At 60.4% G+C, this 16,586-nt stretch carries 15 protein-coding genes; 5 read left to right on the top strand and 10 right to left on the bottom strand.

The genetic code is table 11. The annotated features are described in order from the left end of the window. Positions 1-4 precede the first annotated feature (4 nt). From VRS74_RS11525 to VRS74_RS11535, 3 genes are all read left to right on the top strand, one after another. Complete coding sequence (locus VRS74_RS11525; RefSeq protein ID WP_066762417.1) at positions 5-934, top strand: fatty acid desaturase; 930 nt, start codon at positions 5-7, stop codon at positions 932-934. 62 nt (positions 935-996) lie between these two features. Continuing rightward, positions 997-2,316: an LLM class flavin-dependent oxidoreductase gene (locus tag VRS74_RS11530; protein ID WP_066762419.1), complete on the top strand. Its 1,320-nt coding sequence runs from the start codon at positions 997-999 to the stop codon at positions 2,314-2,316. Positions 2,317-2,320: 4 nt separating this feature from the next. Beyond that, the gene (locus VRS74_RS11535; RefSeq protein WP_066762421.1) at positions 2,321-3,253 is read left to right on the top strand and encodes a 2-dehydropantoate 2-reductase; all 933 of its coding nucleotides are present in this window, start codon (positions 2,321-2,323) and stop codon (positions 3,251-3,253) included. Here VRS74_RS11535 and VRS74_RS11540 read toward each other — a convergent pair. From VRS74_RS11540 to VRS74_RS11580, 9 genes are all read right to left on the bottom strand, one after another. After that, positions 3,239-3,664: a BphX family protein gene (locus VRS74_RS11540; RefSeq protein WP_066762424.1), complete on the bottom strand. Its 426-nt coding sequence runs from the start codon at positions 3,662-3,664 to the stop codon at positions 3,239-3,241. The genes VRS74_RS11535 and VRS74_RS11540 overlap by 15 nt on opposite strands. Positions 3,665-3,674: 10 nt before the next feature. Next, positions 3,675-3,959 carry a DUF1330 domain-containing protein gene (locus tag VRS74_RS11545; RefSeq protein WP_066762426.1) on the bottom strand — a complete coding sequence of 95 codons (285 nt, stop codon included), beginning with the start codon at positions 3,957-3,959 and terminating at the stop codon, positions 3,675-3,677. Positions 3,960-4,003: 44 nt separating this feature from the next. Beyond that, on the bottom strand, positions 4,004-5,071 hold the full coding sequence (locus VRS74_RS11550; protein ID WP_066762429.1) for a tartrate dehydrogenase: 1,068 nt from the start codon (positions 5,069-5,071) through the stop codon (positions 4,004-4,006). A gap of 13 nt (positions 5,072-5,084) precedes the next feature. After that, positions 5,085-6,098: a ketopantoate reductase family protein gene (locus tag VRS74_RS11555; protein WP_066762432.1), complete on the bottom strand. Its 1,014-nt coding sequence runs from the start codon at positions 6,096-6,098 to the stop codon at positions 5,085-5,087. A 25-nt stretch (positions 6,099-6,123) separates the two neighbouring features. Next, entirely contained in the window at positions 6,124-7,086 is a 963-nt protein-coding gene (locus tag VRS74_RS11560; RefSeq protein WP_066762435.1) for a dihydrodipicolinate synthase family protein, read from the bottom strand. Between the two features lie 53 nt (positions 7,087-7,139). Further along, entirely contained in the window at positions 7,140-9,806 is a 2,667-nt protein-coding gene (gene ppdK, locus VRS74_RS11565; RefSeq protein WP_179406803.1) for a pyruvate, phosphate dikinase, read from the bottom strand. Positions 9,807-9,880: 74 nt separating this feature from the next. Continuing rightward, a complete protein-coding gene (locus VRS74_RS11570; protein ID WP_066762443.1) occupies positions 9,881-10,978 on the bottom strand; it encodes an NAD(P)-dependent alcohol dehydrogenase in 1,098 nt (365 codons plus the stop codon). Between the two features lie 42 nt (positions 10,979-11,020). Continuing rightward, positions 11,021-11,545, bottom strand: coding sequence for an aromatic-ring-hydroxylating dioxygenase subunit beta (locus VRS74_RS11575; RefSeq protein ID WP_179406802.1), 525 nt, complete (start codon positions 11,543-11,545; stop codon positions 11,021-11,023). 24 nt (positions 11,546-11,569) lie between these two features. Continuing rightward, positions 11,570-13,006 (bottom strand): aromatic ring-hydroxylating oxygenase subunit alpha, encoded by a 1,437-nt coding sequence (locus VRS74_RS11580; protein ID WP_229735637.1) that lies wholly within the window; start codon positions 13,004-13,006, stop codon positions 11,570-11,572. A gap of 79 nt (positions 13,007-13,085) precedes the next feature. Between VRS74_RS11580 and VRS74_RS11585 the strand changes: the two genes are divergently transcribed. Both VRS74_RS11585 and VRS74_RS11590 read left to right on the top strand, forming a co-directional pair. After that, entirely contained in the window at positions 13,086-14,015 is a 930-nt protein-coding gene (locus tag VRS74_RS11585; RefSeq protein ID WP_179406801.1) for a DMT family transporter, read from the top strand. Beyond that, a complete protein-coding gene (locus VRS74_RS11590) occupies positions 14,012-15,928 on the top strand; it encodes an AMP-binding protein (protein ID WP_179406800.1) in 1,917 nt (638 codons plus the stop codon). The genes VRS74_RS11585 and VRS74_RS11590 overlap by 4 nt, the downstream gene beginning before the upstream one ends. 205 nt (positions 15,929-16,133) lie before the next feature. On the opposite strand, the gene VRS74_RS11595 is transcribed toward VRS74_RS11590, so the two are convergent. After that, positions 16,134-16,586: IS3 family transposase (locus VRS74_RS11595; RefSeq protein ID WP_141521636.1), on the bottom strand; the 453-nt coding region annotated here is incomplete at its 5' end.

The raw sequence follows: 16,586 nt of genomic DNA on the forward strand, positions 1-16,586 counted from the left end.
GGTAATGGCTGCAATCGCGTTTCCCAGATCGTCCGAAGAGCATTTCGAACAGCTGCGAAAGGCGCCCGTTCTCGCCCTGCCGACGGCTCTCCTGTTTGTCATTTCCATGGCAGGGATCGCAACGACCTGGTACCTGGCGCTGAACTCGATGCTTCCGCTTTGGGTCGGCGCAATCGCCAACGGACTGATCACCTATCTGCTCTTCAGCGTGATCCACGACGCCGCGCACAAGTCCTTGTCGAGTGTTTCCTGGATCAATGAAACGATCGGTGCGATCGGCCTTTTCTTCCTCTTCCCCTACGCCCCGATGGTACTGCTGCGCTGGGTCCACAACAAGCACCACACGCATACCAACGGCCCCAAAGACCCCGACCGGTTCGAGCATGAATCGCCCTGGTGGCAGGTTCCATTCCGCTGGACCTTCTTTGACGGTGCCTACATCTGGTATTTCATCAAGCATGGTCAGAACGTGCGCAAGAAACATGGCACCGAACTGGTCGTATTCTACTCGCTGCTCGCTCTGCTGTTCGTTGCGGCAATTTACTTCGGCTTCGGCTGGGAACTGTTCATGCTGTGGTTCGTGCCGTCACGGATCACGCTGTTCATCATCGCCATCGTCTTCGTCATCCTGCCACATCATCCCGCGATCATCGCGCAAGACGAAGACCCTTACATGGCGACAACCATGCGGTTCGGCTGGGAATGGTTGCTCAACCCGCTGCTGGTTTATCAGAATTACCACCTGATCCACCACCTCTGGCCGGAAATCCCGTTCTACCGGATGCACAAGGCCTATTACCTCAAATATGATGAAATCAACGCCAACCGCATCCCGCGCCAGAAGGCCTTCGCCCTGAAGCCCGAAAACTACGAAGAACACTTCGCCGTTCGCCGGGAACTCGACCAGGCGCAAGGCAAGGCAAGGCCTGCCTAACGAAATAACGGCCGGACCGTTCGGTATGGTCCGGCCGTACCTCCAGACCGGGAAACGCACTGATGGCCAAGCAACTTCACCTCGGCGCGTTCATGCGTCCGGTCAGCATTCACACCGGGGCATGGCGTTATCCCGGGGCGATCCGCGACGCGAACTTCAGCCTCAAAGCGATCCAGCGCTTCATCCGCAGCCTGGAAGCTGCCAAGTTCGATTATTTCTTCATGGCTGATCACCTCGGCGTGCTCAACCTGCCACGCCAGGCGCTGATGCGCAGCCACACTGTGACCTCGTTCGAGCCATTCACGTTGCTTTCCGCACTGGCCGGGGTGACTGAGCGAATCGGCCTCGTCGCAACGGCCTCGACCACTTACGAAGAGCCGTTCCATGTCGCGCGCCGCTTTGCCTCTCTCGATCACATCAGCGGCGGGCGGACCGGCTGGAACGTGGTGACCACTTCGAATCCGGACAGCAGCCGCAACTTCGGCCTAGAGACCCAGCCAGATCACGCCGCGCGCTATCACCGCGCCCGCGAGTTTCATGACGTGGTGACCGGGCTGTGGGACAGTTTCGCCGACGATGCCTTCGTTATGGACGCAGCAAAGGGCATCTATTTCGACCCCGCCCGGATGCGTGCGCTGAACCACAAGGGCGAGCATTTCTCGGTCACCGGGCCGCTTAACATCGCCCGTCCGGTTCAAGGCTGGCCGGTCATCTTCCAGGCCGGTGCCTCGGACCCGGGCCGCCAGCTCGCTGCCGAAACCGCCGAAGCCGTATTTGCTGCGGAATCGACGCTGGAAGGCAGCAAAGCCTATTACGACGACGTCAAAGGGCGGGCGGCGACGGTAGGACGCAATCCCAATCACATCAAGATCATGCCGGCCGTATTCCTGGTTGTTGGAGACACCGTCGAGGAAGCCCACGCGAAGCGCGCGAAACTGGACAGCCTGGTCCACTACGACAGCGGCATCCATTCACTGTCCGGCATGCTGGGTCACGACGTATCGAGCTTCGATCCCGATGGCCCCCTGCCCGACATCCCCGAATCCAACGCCAGCAAAAGTTCGCGGCGGTTCATGATCGAACTGGCTCAGGCGGAGAATCTGACGATCCGGCAACTCGCCGCCAAGGCCGGCAGCTATGGCGGGCTGGCCTTTGTCGGCACCGCCAAGACCATCGCCGATGAAATGCAGCACTGGCTTGAGCAGGGCGCCTGCGACGGCTTCACCACCATGTTCCCTTATCTGCCCGAAGGTCTGGAAGACTTCACCGGCAAGGTCGTGCCGGAACTGCAGGCGCGCGGCCTCTTCCGCACCGAATACGAAGGCGAAACGCTGCGCGACCATCTAGGCCTGCCGCGCCCGGACAACCGCTTCTTCGCCTAATGCGGTGAGCCGGTTTGTCATCATCGGCGCCGGGGCAATCGGCAGTTTCCTGAGCACGCGGTTGCACAACGCCGGGCATGAAGTTCTGCTGATCGCCCGAGGAGCGCGGCTCGAGGTCTTGCGAAACACGGGCGTGCTGCTGTCCGAAGGCGGGGCCGAGCGGCAAGTGCGTGTGCCGGTGTCCGCAGCATGCGATCCCGCAACGCCGCCGGATCATGCCATCCTGGCAACCAAGACGTTTCAGATCGAATCCGCGCTTGCCCTGCTCGAACCACTGCGCGGAAGCCGCTTCACGCTGCTGACGGTGCAGAATGGGGTCGAAGCACCCGGCATCGCCCAGGCCGCCCTGCCCCGCGCTGTCGTGCTTGGCGCACGCATGCACGGCTTCTTCGAGCTTGAAGACGGGATCGTGCGCCACACCGGCGTCCCCGCCACGCTGCTGGCCGGCCCGGTCGCCGATCGCGCAACCGACCCGGCTGCCGGACAGGCCTCGGCAATCCTTGCGGGCGACCTTATAGCCGCTGGGGTCCCCACCACTCTGACAGGCGACATGCGCCCAGCGTTGTGGGACAAGTTCCTGATGGCCGCGACGATCGGCGCGGTGGCCCCGGCGTTCGGCCTGAAGGTCGGTCAGGTGCTGGGCCATCCCCAGGCCAGCGCGCTTTTGCGCGAGGCCATGGCCGAGGTCGAACGGATCGCAGCGGCGTTGGGCATCGAATTGCCGCCCGATTGCATATACGAGAAGCTGGACTTCATCGGCCGCTTTCCACCCGACGTCACCAGTTCGCTGCAGCGCGATCTCGAAAGCGGCAGACCTTCGGAATTCGCTCACCTCACCGGCGCGATTCCTCGTTTCGCCCGGCAGGCAGGGCTGCCCTGCCCTGCGGCAGACGATGTTATTGCGCGGTTGCGCGCCCGTGGACTACGCCTTGACTGATCCGGCGGTTTCCCGCTCAACCGCGCGCACGGCAAACCAAGCGCCCGCGACAATCACTGCGTGCGCTACCAAGGTCGTCAACCCGACCCACAAAGCCTCACCGCTCCAGACAATGCTATAGATGTCCCAGGCCGAACCGACCAACTCGGTCAGCACGATCACCGGGACGAGCGCGCGGTAATGCATCGGGTCGCGAGCACCCCATAGTGCCACGACGCCGATCGCGGCCAACTGGACGCCGACGATCAGCCATGCGTCGAGCAACAGGCCGAACATCGGCGTCCCCTGCCCCAGCGCGATCCCAGGGTAGATCAACGGCAGCGCCCCGCCGTAGACCGGAGGCCAGAGCAGCACGAGATTGCAGAGATACCAGATCCCCACGGCGATCAGGAAAATGCGCAGAACCTTCATGGCGGCCTCCTCAGGCGATCGCGAAGATATCCGATGTGGCGCAGGCGATGCGCGCATCCTTGTGCGGCGCATAGTCTGGATCGTTCATGAAGGCGTCGATCGCCTCCATCGAAGGAAACCGGATCACCACGACATAGTCAGGTGCGGCTCCCTCGCCCTCATAACGGACGAACTCGTGCGAACGGCAGACCATTTCCCCGCCGTGCCGTCCGACCAGCGCTGGAACCGCGGCCATATAGTCTGCCACCCAGGCTTCGTCGTGCGACTTGATCGATCCGATGAAATAAGCAGCCATCACTCTGTTTCCTTTCGTCATGGCCAGGATCGCCAGCCTTCAGGCTAGAATCCCAGCAACTTGGTGCGGATTGCCTCTGCAAATCCGGCGGTTGTCCCGTTTCCGCCAAGATCGGGGGTCTTTTCAATATCAGGAGCAATGAGCGAGGCTTCGAGCGCGCGCATCACCAGCGCGGCGGCTTCGTCTTCGCCCAAGTGCTCCAACATCATGGCACCCGACCAGATCTGGCCGATCGGATTGGCGATGCCCTGCCCGGCGATGTCCGGGGCAGACCCGTGGACCGGCTCGAACATCGAAGGGAACCGCCGTTCGGGGTTGAGGTTAGCAGAAGGAGCCACAGCGATGGTGCCAGTGATTCCCGGCCCCAGATCGGAAAGGATATCACCAAAAAGGTTCGAACCAACCACCACATTGAACCGTTCGGGCGATATCACAAAGCGTGCGGCGAGAATATCGACATGATACTGATCGGCGGCAACATCGGGGTATTCGGCGCCGATCGCGGCAAAGCGCTCGTCCCAGAACGGCATCGAATGATAGAGTCCATTGGACTTCGTCGCGCTGGTCACATGCCTGCGCCCGCTCCGCCGAGCGAAGTCGAAGGCATAGCGCAGGATGCGGTCGGTGCCCCGGCGGGTGAAGATCGCCTGCTGGACGACGATTTCGTTCTCGCCGGTCCCGGTCCGACCGCCGATCTGGGAATATTCGCCTTCCGAGTTTTCGCGCACCACCCAGAAATCGATGTCGCCAGGAGCCTTGTCGCGCAGGGGCGAAGCGATGCCCGGCAGCAGCCGCACCGGACGCAGATTGACGTACTGCTCGAACTCGCGCCGGATCGGCAGCAGCAGCCCCCACAGCGAGATATGATCGGGTACCCCGGGAAAGCCGACCGCGCCGAGGAACACCGCATCATGATCGCGCAACCGGTCTAGCCCGTCATCGGGCATCATCTTGCCGGTTTTGAGGTAGGTCTGGCAGCTCCAGTCGAAGTGCCGGAATTCGAGCACGAAACCGCACTTGGCCGCTGCCGCCGTCAGCACCTCGATTGCGGCAGGCACCACCTCGCGGCCAATTCCATCTCCCGGAATGCTGGCGATAGAATAACGCCTCATGGTCAATCTTTCACTACAGATAGCTGTTCAAAGTCTTGAGCACCCGATAGGCGCTGAGGAAGGCTGGCGCAGGAACCTGCAGTTGCTCCGCTGCCGCCGCGAGCGGCCCCAGGACCTCGTCAACTTCCATCCGCCGGCCCGCTACGAGATCGTCATGCATCGAGGTGCGGACGGGACGGTTTTCCGGCTTGAATCTGGTGCCCATCGCCATGACACCGGACACTGCCTCTTCAAAGCCTTCACGGTCAATCTCGACCAATCTGGATACAGGCGCGAAATAGTTCTGCGGTTCGTAGCCAAGTGCCTTGTAGATCGCCAGCAGATCCTTGACGACGTGGACATAGTGTTCGGCGCCTTCGCGAACCGCCACACCATCCACAAAATCGAGCTTTGGAAGCGCGCCCAGCGTACTGGCGCTCCACGACGATGCTCCACCGACCTGAACCACTTTTTCCCAATGGACATGGACGATATCGGGAGTTGAGCGCGAACCCATGCCCGCAGCGTCGAGCGCTTCGGCCATGATCCGCGTGCGCTCGCTCTCCCCGCCTTCCAGCTCGCCGAAATAGGCGGTGACGGGAACCGCCATGTGATTGAGCGCCTTGCCCGGTTCGAGCAGGGTCGCCCCGTCCATGATCGAGCCGCCGATCACCTTGTCCTTGCCAAACGCGGCCTGGAGTTTGCCTTCCTTGCCCACGCCGTTCTGCAAAGTCAGCGCGCAAGCGGTGCGATCGACCAACACCTGCGCATCGTCCAGCGCCTGATCGGTACCCTTGGCCTTGGTCAGCAGGATGTAATAGTCGATGTCGCCTTCAACCTCCTCGGGCGTTTCGACCGCGAAGAGGTTTTCGCGCTGGACGAATTGCGCCCGCACACCCGAAATACTCAGGCCATCCCGGCGGATCGCCTCGACATGGGGCTTGCGCGCAATCAGCGTGACCTTGTGGCCGCCGCGCGCCAGGAATCCGCCGATGACCGAGCCTAGCCCGCCGGCGCCGTGGAAACAGAAATGCAATTGCTTGGACATGCTTTGGGATTCCCGTTGGTTCGGTTCAGGCAATGCCCAGTTCGACCAGCTTGGCCCTGATCTGCTCTTTCTTTTCCGGCGTCACATCAGCCACCGGCGGCAGGATCGGGCCAGCCTTGAGGCCAATCGCTTCGTACCAGGCCTTCACATTGGCAAGTGCGCTGGCATAGGTCGCGGTGCGGGCGATATCCCACAGGAAGTTGTCGTGATAGAATTCGCGGACTTCGCTGAGCTGATCGGAAGCGGCCCGCGCTTCCTCCCATTTTCCTTCATGCGCCAGGCGGATGTATTCCTTGGCGAAATGGCGCTTCTTGCCGTACAGCATGTAGGACAATTCACCCCAGCAAACGGTGCCGCCAAGACGCAGATCGTCGAGGAAGAAGTATTCGAATGGCTCCATCGTGTTGAAGCCTTCGGGCATTAGCTGGCGGATCTTGATTGTCTCGGCACGGCTCATGGCACCTTGTTTGACGCCGATCACGGTTTCGATATCGGCCAGGCGGCGCATCAGGTCCCAGCTCAGCACGGTGCCCGAAACCGGGGTCCGGTAGAGGCAGACGGCCAGATCGGTGTGGTCGGTCAGGAACTTGAACCAGGAATAGATTTCGTCGTCGCGCTTGAGCTGCACAACCGGGTTGATCACCTCAGCCCCGTTATACCCGAGCTTCTCGACGAACTGCATCTTCTCGATCGCGGTATAGACGCTTGGATCGAGCACGATGGTCCACAGATCGAGCCGCCCGGCATTCGCCTCGGCAACGATCTCGTGATAGCGAAACCAGTCTGACGCTGAGACGTTCCAGCATTCGGCGATGAACCCGCCGACGGCCAAGCCATCTACGCCCATTTCGACATATTTATCGATGTTGTAGCGGATACCGTCCACATCGAACTTGTAATCGGCGGTCATCGGGGTGATCGGACACTGATAGAAGCCCCTTACGGTCTTTGTTGCCCAGGCCTTGGCATCCTTACGATCATATTCCATTTTAGGTGCACCTCATCTCGATTTGGTTCAGAATTTCAGCTTGCATCGTCCGTTCATAGAGGCGCCAGCGCCGCCTGGGCCGCAGCCAGTCGGGCAATCGGCACCCGGAAAGGCGATGCGCTGACATAGTCCAACCCGATCTCCTCACAGAAGGCGATCGTGGCCGGATCGCCGCCGTGCTCGCCGCAGATCCCCAGTTTTAGGTCGGGCCGGGTTTCGCGCCCTTTGCGCGATGCCATTTCGATCAGCTTGCCGACCCCTTCGATATCGAGGGTGACGAACGGGTCCTTGGCGATAATGCCTTTTTCCACATAAGCACCCAGGAAACGCGCCGCATCGTCGCGGCTGATCCCCAGCGTAGTCTGGGTCAGATCATTGGTTCCGAACGAGAAGAATTCCCCGCTTGCAGCGATTTCGTCGGCAACCAGGGCTGCCCGCGGCAGCTCGATCATGGTGCCAACGCTAAAGGCGATCCGCTCGCCTTTTTCGGCGAACACGACTTCAGCGACCCTGTACAGGGTATCCTTCAGTGATTCCAGTTCATGCGGCAATCCGACCAGCGGGATCATGATTTCGGGACAGACCGCCATGCCCGCCTCGCCCGCGACTTCGAGCGCAGCCTCGAAAATCGCGCGAGCCTGCATTTCGTATATTTCGGGATAAACCACGCCCAGTCGGCAGCCTCGATGCCCCAGCATGGGGTTGGTTTCCGTCAATTCGATTGCGCGATGCCGAACCTGCTCCACGTCAATACCCATCGCTCGCGAAAGCTCGGTGAGTTCGCTATCCGTATGCGGCAGAAACTCGTGCAGCGGCGGATCGAGGAGGCGGATGGTGACTGGCAAGCCTTCCATGATCTCGAAGATCCGGCGGAAGTCGGCGCGCTGTTCGGGCAATAGCTGGTCGAGCGCGGAGCGTCGTTCCTTTTCGCTGTCGGCCAGGATCATCTGCCGCATGGCGAGGATCCGGCTTTCATCGAAGAACATGTGCTCGGTTCGGCAAAGCCCGACCCCTTCGGCCCCGAACCGGCGGGCCATTTCGCAATCGAGCGGGGTTTCCGCGTTGGTCCGAATCTTCAGGCGGCGATGCTTGTCAGCCCATGCCATCACCGTTGCGAAATCGCCCGAAAGATTGGGCAGGATCGTCGGCAGTTCGCCCAGGAACACTTCGCCGGTCGAACCGTCGATCGTGATGAATGCGCCCTCTTCGAGCCGCTGGCCGCCGATCTCGGCGACCCGCGCGACCGGGTCGATCTTGAGACTGGCGCTGCCCGCCACGCATGGCCGGCCCATACCCCGCGCGACCACGGCCGCGTGGCTGGTCATGCCGCCGCGCGCCGTCAGGATGCCGGTTGCGACGTGCATGCCATGGATGTCGTCAGGCGACGTTTCATGCCTGACGAGGATGACCTTCTCTCCCAATTCGGCCCACCGTGCCGCTGTTTCCGCATCGAATACCACACCTCCCGAGGCTGCCCCGGGCGAGGCAGGCAAACCCTTTCCGAGCAGCACCCGCGGGGCATTCGGATCGAGCGAGGGGTGAAGCAACTGGTCGAGCGAGGCCGGGTCGAGGCGGAGCAGCGCGGTCACTTCGTCGACCAGGCTCTCTTCGACCATGTCGACGGCAATCTTGAGCGCGGCCTTGGCGGTGCGCTTGCCCGAACGGGTCTGAAGGAGGTAGAGCTTGCCGCGTTCGACTGTGAATTCGATGTCCTGCATGTCGCGATAGTGGCGCTCCAGCAGTTCGAACACCTCAGCAAGTTGGGCATAGGCCTTCGGCATCGCTTCCTGCATTGAGGGAAGCCGCGCACCTGCGGCTTCGCGGGCAGCCCTGGTCAGATACTGGGGCGTGCGGATGCCGGCGACAACATCCTCACCCTGGGCGTTGGCCAGCCATTCGCCGTAGTAAGCCTTCTCGCCGGTTGCAGGGTTGCGGGTAAAGGCGACGCCGGTAGCGCTGGTCTCGCCAAGATTTCCGAACACCATGGCCTGGACGTTAACCGCCGTGCCCCAATCTCCGGGGATATCGTTCAGGCGCCGGTAGACCTTGGCTCGCGGTGAGTCCCATGAGCGGAACACCGCCTCGATTGCCGTCCAGAGTTGTTCCTGTACATCCTGAGGAAAGGCCGCGCCGTGATGGGCAAGCACGAGATCCTTGAAGGTCGCGATCACGCCGCGCAGATCCTCCACTCGAAGATCGATATCCTCATCGACGCCGCGATCTTCCTTGATGCGGTCAAGGGCTGCCTCGAATACGCCATGCTCGATTTCGAGCACGACACTGGAATACATCTGGATGAAGCGGCGATAACTGTCGAGCGCGAACCGCTCATCCCCGGAGGTCTGGCCCAGGCCGGTGACGGTCGCATCATTGATGCCAAGGTTCAGGATCGTGTCCATCATCCCCGGCATGGATACCCGCGCGCCCGAACGCACCGAGACCAGCAGCGGATCGTCAGGGTCGCCGAAAACCTTTCCCGTGGCCTGTTCGATCCGTTCGAGGGCCTTCACAACCTGATCGCGAATTCGTCCGAGCGATGCCCGGCCCTGTTCGAGAAAGGCCAGGCATTCGCCGGTGGCAATAGTGAAGCCCGGCGGGACCGGAAGGCCGATTTGCGCCATTTCGGCAAGATTTGCGCCCTTCCCGCCAAGGACGCGTTTGTCCAGCACGAGCGCGCCTTCGGGTCCAATGCCCGAGCCAAAGGAAAATACGCTATTCATTTCAGCTGGAAGTCCTGGTGACCGCCCCGTGGGCAGCGCGCGATGTACCCGCTGCTGCCCACTGGGTCGCGGGCCTACATCTTGAGGATGGCCTTGATCGCCTTGCCGGTTTTTTCGGTATCCTCGACGGCCTGGTTGATCTGGTCGAGATCATAGAAGGTGCAGAGCTTCTCGAACGGGAACAGCCCGGCTTCCTGCATCGCAATCAGTTGCGGGATGAAGACCTGCGGGGTGCTCGATCCTTCGACTACGCCGCGCAACTTGCGGCCAAACAGCATGTTGTTCATGTCTAGCGAAAATTCGGTGCCCAGCTTCGCCCCGCCGACCACTGCGGTTTCACCCATGTTGTGCGTGCTGTCCACCGCCGAGCGCAGCACCGCTGGAATGGCGGTGGTATCCATGGCATAGTCGGCGCCGCCACCGGTCATCGCGACGATCGCTTCCTGAGCGTTGACCGTGTTGGCGTCGATCACATCGGTGGCGCCCAGTTCGCGCGCCAGTTCCAAGCGGTCTGCGTTGCGGTCAACCGCGATGATCTTGAGGCAGCCCGAGGCCTTGGCGGCCATCACTGCGCTGAGGCCGACCGACCCGACCCCGAAGATCGCGATCGAGGAGCCAGGTTCGGGACAAAGCGCATTGAGGATGCTGCCCGCCCCGGTCTGGATACCGCAGCCCAGTGGGCCCAAAAGTTCGATCTGTGCGTCGTCGGCAACCTTGACGCAGTTGTTTTCCGACGCGATCGAATAGGTCGCGAACGAGGATTGCCCGAAGAAGCAGGCGTTGACCTCTTGGCCGTTGCGGGTAATCGGCGTCGAACCATCCAGGCGGCGGCCCATGAAATTGAGCGGGAACAAGCTCGGACAATAGGCCTGATGCCCCTTGAGGCACGATGGACAGGTGCCGCAATAGCTGAAGGAGAGCACGACCTTGTCGCCTGGCTTGACAGTGGTGACGCCACGTCCGACCTTTTCGACAACGCCCGAACCTTCATGGCCCAGCACCGCCGGCAGCGGCGTCGGGTAATATTGATCGCGAACCGTCAGGTCGGTATGACACATGCCAGCTGCGGCAACCTTGACCAGCACTTCGCCGTCGCGCGGATCCTCGATAGAGACGTTATCCAGAACGAATTCGCCGCCCTGACGCTCGATAATTGCCGCGTATGCGTCCATTTTTCCTCTCCCGTTTCCTGATTTCCAGTTGATTGAATTTGCTTATACAAAGAAATAGAGATTCTTGTCCTGCACGACGCGCGCGTCGATATTCAGCTTTCTGCTGAATACCTTGAAGCCGCTGTCTGTTTTCCGCAGCTTGTCTTCGCGTCCCAGCGTGTGCACGTAAACTTCGTTCTGTCGGCGATTGCGGTGCACCAGAACATTAGAGAAGACCTCGAATTCAAACGGTGCAATTTCGAATGCTTCGACATTGGTGACGAAATAGCGGATACGTGATGGCGGATCTTCCATCCATACCTGACCCGTCAGCAACCGGTCGACCCGCTGCTGCAGCTCGGCATAGTCATCGTTGTAGATTGCGGCATCCCCCGGGGTTGGATCCGGGCGGCGGTCACGTGCGTACCGCTGTTCGTAAACTGGCATCCAGTAATGGATATCTTCGGCGATTACAGTATCGAACCATTCGCGATATTGCTGGTTCTGCAACATCCGCACCTCGGCGGAATAGTGACTGACGATGGCATGATGCAGTTCCATGCCTACGGGCTTGCGTGTTTCGGTCATCTTGCGGTCCAGATTGCTGTCGGATCAGTCTTGCGGCTCGGCTTGCTTCGCCGACAGACGATCAGGCCAGAAATTACGGTTGGTCCACATTGCATCCCAGGTGTCGTCATTGGCCCGGATGGCGGCCCAATCCGGCGCATCGAGCATTTCTTGCCAGAAACGATAAAAGCCCCGATACGAGGTTTCGCCGATGAAGCTGACCCCGACAATTCCTGGATAGACGGGGTGCGGCCCTTCGCGGTCCTTGCCCATGCTCGAATTCATCCACCCCTTGCGGGTGATGATACCGTTGTTGTTGTAGGTGGCCGACGACATGTTTTCGCCATCGTCGCTTTCGAGCGTTCCCGCCGTACCAAATGAACGGATCGCTTCGCGCTGGATCGACCGCTTAGTTTCGGTGTCGGCATTCTTCGGTACCATGGTATAGGTCCAGACCTCGATTTCATGCGGCCCGCGCGGATGCCAGATCTTGAAGGTGTTGGTTCCGTAGAGGAACGAACAGTTTGGGAAGATCGACGTATTCCAGTGACCGACATAAAGCCGTTCGCGCTCCGGCCCGAATTTTTCGCGAATTCCGCCCCGCGTCTCCTCGAGATATTTGACGTACCCGTCGCGCTTGACGTGGATCGCAGTCGCAGCGTTATCGATCAGGCCAAACCCGTGGCCATGCCGCATGGTGAATTGCAGACCAAGGTCGTCAAACGGCATGTCGGCGCGATTGCCCGACAGGCCAGCCAGCTCGCCCCCGATCATCTGGAGAGCGGCGGCATGCGTCCAGCCCACGTGATACCCATCGCCGACGAAGTTCTCGGCCGGGACTTTCCAATTGCAGGCGAGGGTGCTCTTCAACGGCGGCCCGAGCAGTTCCAGACCACCGTCCGGACCATCCCAGATCGTATCGAGGTACCAGCAGAAGTCCCCCAAATAGTCCTCAAGCGAGGGCGCTTCGGGATCATGGCAGCCGAAGATGAAGCCCTTGTAAGTTTCGACCCGGATCGGCGCGAGCCCCAGCTTGGATTTGTCGAGATCGCTGTGATAGCACCGCTCTTCCATCGGAACATCGACGAGCGAACCATCCTGACCGAAAACCCAACCATGATAATTGCACACGAACGCCTTGGCGCTGCCGCTGTCGGCATGACAGATCTGGTTGCCGCGGTGAGTGCAGGAATTAATGAACGCCTTCAGCGAACCGTCCGGCTGCCGCGACAAGATGACACGGTCTTCTGCCATGTACGTCGTAATGAAGTCGCCCGGTTTGGGAACTAGCGAATCATGTCCGATCATGAGCCAGCACCGCGAGAATATCCGCTCCAGCTCCAGCTGATAGACATCTTGATCCCAGAACACCCGGCGAGACTGGCTCGCACCGATGTTGTCGACGAGTGCCGACGATCCATTCATCACATCGCTCCCATGCTTTTTTGTCTGAGTACTGCATAGGCGATTCGCGCTATACATGCAACGCGATGCACGATATGCAATACTCTTGTGGGGTGCAAGCCGTATCTTTCGGTCCCCGGTGCCGGGTGAGAGTGCAATGTCGACAGTCGATCACGTCCGACGTTTCAGGCACGGAATTGTGTCCAGTTTTTGGCACACTCCGACGCTGCTGCTGTGCCTGGCAAGTTTCTTTTGGGCATTGAACCCGATTGTCGGTCGGGCGATTCGAGACGACCTGACCCCAGTGACGATAGGCTTCTGGCGATGGCTTATCGCCGCGGCATGTGTCCTGCCATTCGCCTGGCCGCATCTTCGCGATGACCTTCCGGCTATTCGCCGGTCCTGGCCCTTCCTGGGATTGCTGGGGTTCTTTGGTGTCGGGGTCTTTTCCTTGCTCGTCTACAGTAGTCTCCAGCTGACTACGGCAACAAACAATCTGCTGCTCCAATCCACCATGCCGATCATGACGCTGGTCATGCCGGCAGTGATTTTCCGCGAACGCGTGGCCTTGCTCCATTTTGCCTGCGCCGGACTGTCGATCTTGGGCGTCGCATGGTTCATGACCAAGGGGCAATTGGCGAACCTGCGCCTCGAGGCGCTCAACACTGGCGATCTGCTAGCGTTGGCCGCGGTGTTTCTCTACGCCGCCTATGCGACGTCCTTGCGCAAGGCACCCCAGCTGCATCACCTGAGCCTGCTGGTGGTGTTGTTTGCGGCGGGTATCGTCTCGCTTGCCATCCCCTACGCATTGCACCTGTTGCTCGAAGGCGCGTCCGCTCTCTCGCTAACCTCGGCAAGTGCGCTGGTGTTCATTGGCATCTTTCCTTCACTCGTTTCCTATGCCTTGTTCAACCGGGCGGTTGCCCTCATTGGATCGATGCGGGCCGGCATCTACATGAACCTTCCGGCGGTGTTTGGCGTATTGATGGCTGTACCGCTCCTGGGAGAGAGGTTTGAGCAATATCATGTACTTGGATCGCTGATCATAATCGCGTCGATCCTGTTGTCGAGGAAAGTCAAAAAATGAGTTCAACCGGAAACCCATCGTCGCAGGGCGCAATACGCCGCCTTGAGAGGGCACAGCAAGAAGCCAGCGAGAACGCAGCCGAATTCTGGGGGCGGGCAGCCCAAGCCATCGACTGGTTCACGCCCCCGAATGTGGCATTTGATGATATTGAGGGATGGTTCCCGGACGGCAAGCTGAACACCTGCCATAATTGTCTCGACCGGCATGTGGCAGCAGGTCGCGGCGGATCCACTGCGCTGATTTACGACAGCCCGGTCACCAAGACGATCAAGCGGTACAGCTATTCCGAACTTCTCGAACAAACGGGTCGGGTGGCAGCAATGCTCAAGAACCTGGGAGTGGCGCAAGGAGATCGGGTGGTCATCTACATGCCGATGGTCCCGGAGACCGTCTTTGCCATGCTCGCCTGCGCCCGGCTCGGTGTGGTTCATTCGGTGGTGTTCGGCGGCTTTTCGCCACTCGAACTCGCCAAACGCATCGACGATGCCACGCCGAAACTTGTCCTGACCGCTTCTTGTGGGATCGAAGGCGGACGAACGATCGCTTACAAGCCATTGGTGGACGAGGCGATCGCGCTGACCTCTCACCCGGTCCAGAACGTCGTGCTCCTCCAGCGCGAACAGGTTGCCGCCACGCTAAACCCGTACCGCGATATCGATTGGATGGAACTTCGTACACGCACCATTGGCGATGAAATACCGCCCTGCGCTCCGGTAGCGGCAACCGATCCGCTGTATGTACTCTACACTTCGGGAACAACTGGCCTGCCCAAAGGCGTGGTGCGCGAGAATGGCGGAAATGCTGTGGCGCTGGCCTGGTCCATGGAAAATATCTATGGTATCGAAGTCGGTGACACGTTCTGGGCGGCTTCCGATGTCGGCTGGGTGGTCGGTCACAGCTATATTGTCTATGGACCCTTGCTCGTCGGAGCGACAACCGTCCTGTTCGAAGGCAAGCCGGTCGGGACACCCGACCCCGGGACATTCTGGCGGATCATCGCCCGTCACCACGTGAAGTCGTTCTTCACCGCGCCGACCGCAATCCGCGCCATCCGCAAGGAAGACCCTGACGGAAGGTTGCTCGGGCAGATCGGCACCGGACGATGCCAGGCAATCTTTCTGGCTGGCGAACGCGCCGATCCCGATACGATAGACTGGCTTGAACAGAACAGCGGCCTGCCCGTGATCGACCATTGGTGGCAAACAGAGCTGGGCTGGCCCGCCATCGCCACCTGCATTGGCCTGGGTGATCGACGCCGCAAGCGCGGCAGCGCCGGCTTGGCGGTGCCGGGCTATGAGTTCGCGATCCTGGACGATCACGGAAAGCCCGTTGCCGAAGGCGACAGCGGCAATGTCGTCATTCGTGCGCCGCTAGCGCCTGGGGCCTTCCGGACCCTTTGGAACAACAAGGCGGGCTATGAGAAGAATTTTGCGACTTTTCCCGGTTTCTATGAAACCGGCGATGCCGGCTATCGCGACCTCGACGGCTTTCTCCACATCATGGGGCGCACCGACGACATCATCAATGTCGCTGGTCACCGGCTTTCGACCGGTCAGATGGAACAGATCGTCGCGAGCCAGGACGGCGTTGCCGAATGTGCTGTAATTGGCGCCGATGATCCGATCAAAGGCATGATTCCGATTGCCTTTGTCTCTGCCCGCACCGGGCACGACGGCGACGAGGCTCTGGCAAGCCGCATAGTTGAAGCCGTGCGCGACGAGCTCGGCCCGCTGGCGGCTCTGAAGAAAGTCCATGTTGTGCCGCAATTGCCCAAAACCCGTTCCGGCAAGATTCTGCGCAACTTGCTGCGCAAGATCGTCAACAGCGAGCCTTTTGAAATTCCTCCCACAATTGAGGACACTTCTGTTCCCGCGGCAATTGCCACGTTAGTGGAGGCCAAGTCGGCGAAATGACTATCGCGGCAGCTCGTTTCGCGATTCAATGCCCCATTGACATGCCGCCCGATTTCGTCGGTCGCGGGGCGAGCCAGATGAGGGCCGTGGCCATTAAGAGCATGGCGGAGGTTGCCCAAAAAACGTGAATGACCGCCAGCTTGGTCGCTTCCATTTCGACCATGTTGCTTATCACCTGCCGGAACTGTGAATAGCCCCGAGTTGTCTAGACGCCCTCGGTGCTCATCATCTGCTGCCGTTCGAACTCTACGGGTGACAGCATCCCGTTCCTCACATGCTTGCGTATCGGGTTGTAGAACATCTCGATGTAATCGAACACATCCTGCCTGGCCTCGTCTCGTGAGCGATAGGTCCGTCGCCGGATGCGTTCGCGCTTGAGCAGGTTGAAGAAGCTCTCGACCACGGCGTTGTCATGGCAGTTGCCACGCCGGCTCATCGAGTGCTCCAGGTTGTGCGCCTTCAGGAACGAGGCCCAGTCCATGCTGGTAAACTGCGATCCTTGATCCGAGTGGATCAGCACGGTGTTCTTCGGCTTCCTGCGCCACACCGCCATCAGCAGTGCCTGCAGGACCAGATCGGTGATCTGGCGGTTCTGCATCGACCAGCCCACCACTCGGCGGGAGTAAAGGTCGATCACCACCGCCAGATAGGCAAAGCC

Origin of the sequence: Altererythrobacter litoralis, from assembly GCF_036324225.1 — a bacterium.
Classification (GTDB): domain Bacteria; phylum Pseudomonadota; class Alphaproteobacteria; order Sphingomonadales; family Sphingomonadaceae; genus Erythrobacter; species Erythrobacter litoralis_A.

Coding starts and splice junctions, on each gene's coding strand:
- VRS74_RS11525 (WP_066762417.1), top strand. CDS start 5: ATGGCTGCAATCGCGTTTCCCAGATCGTCCGAAGAGCATTTCGAACAG.
- VRS74_RS11530 (WP_066762419.1), top strand. CDS start 997: ATGGCCAAGCAACTTCACCTCGGCGCGTTCATGCGTCCGGTCAGCATT.
- VRS74_RS11540 (WP_066762424.1), bottom strand. CDS start 3,664: ATGAAGGTTCTGCGCATTTTCCTGATCGCCGTGGGGATCTGGTATCTC.
- VRS74_RS11545 (WP_066762426.1), bottom strand. CDS start 3,959: ATGGCTGCTTATTTCATCGGATCGATCAAGTCGCACGACGAAGCCTGG.
- VRS74_RS11550 (WP_066762429.1), bottom strand. CDS start 5,071: ATGAGGCGTTATTCTATCGCCAGCATTCCGGGAGATGGAATTGGCCGC.
- VRS74_RS11555 (WP_066762432.1), bottom strand. CDS start 6,098: ATGTCCAAGCAATTGCATTTCTGTTTCCACGGCGCCGGCGGGCTAGGC.
- VRS74_RS11560 (WP_066762435.1), bottom strand. CDS start 7,086: ATGGAATATGATCGTAAGGATGCCAAGGCCTGGGCAACAAAGACCGTA.
- ppdK (WP_179406803.1), bottom strand. CDS start 9,806: ATGAATAGCGTATTTTCCTTTGGCTCGGGCATTGGACCCGAAGGCGCG.
- VRS74_RS11570 (WP_066762443.1), bottom strand. CDS start 10,978: ATGGACGCATACGCGGCAATTATCGAGCGTCAGGGCGGCGAATTCGTT.
- VRS74_RS11575 (WP_179406802.1), bottom strand. CDS start 11,545: ATGACCGAAACACGCAAGCCCGTAGGCATGGAACTGCATCATGCCATC.
- VRS74_RS11580 (WP_229735637.1), bottom strand. CDS start 13,006: ATGTATAGCGCGAATCGCCTATGCAGTACTCAGACAAAAAAGCATGGG.
- VRS74_RS11585 (WP_179406801.1), top strand. CDS start 13,086: ATGTCGACAGTCGATCACGTCCGACGTTTCAGGCACGGAATTGTGTCC.
- VRS74_RS11590 (WP_179406800.1), top strand. CDS start 14,012: ATGAGTTCAACCGGAAACCCATCGTCGCAGGGCGCAATACGCCGCCTT.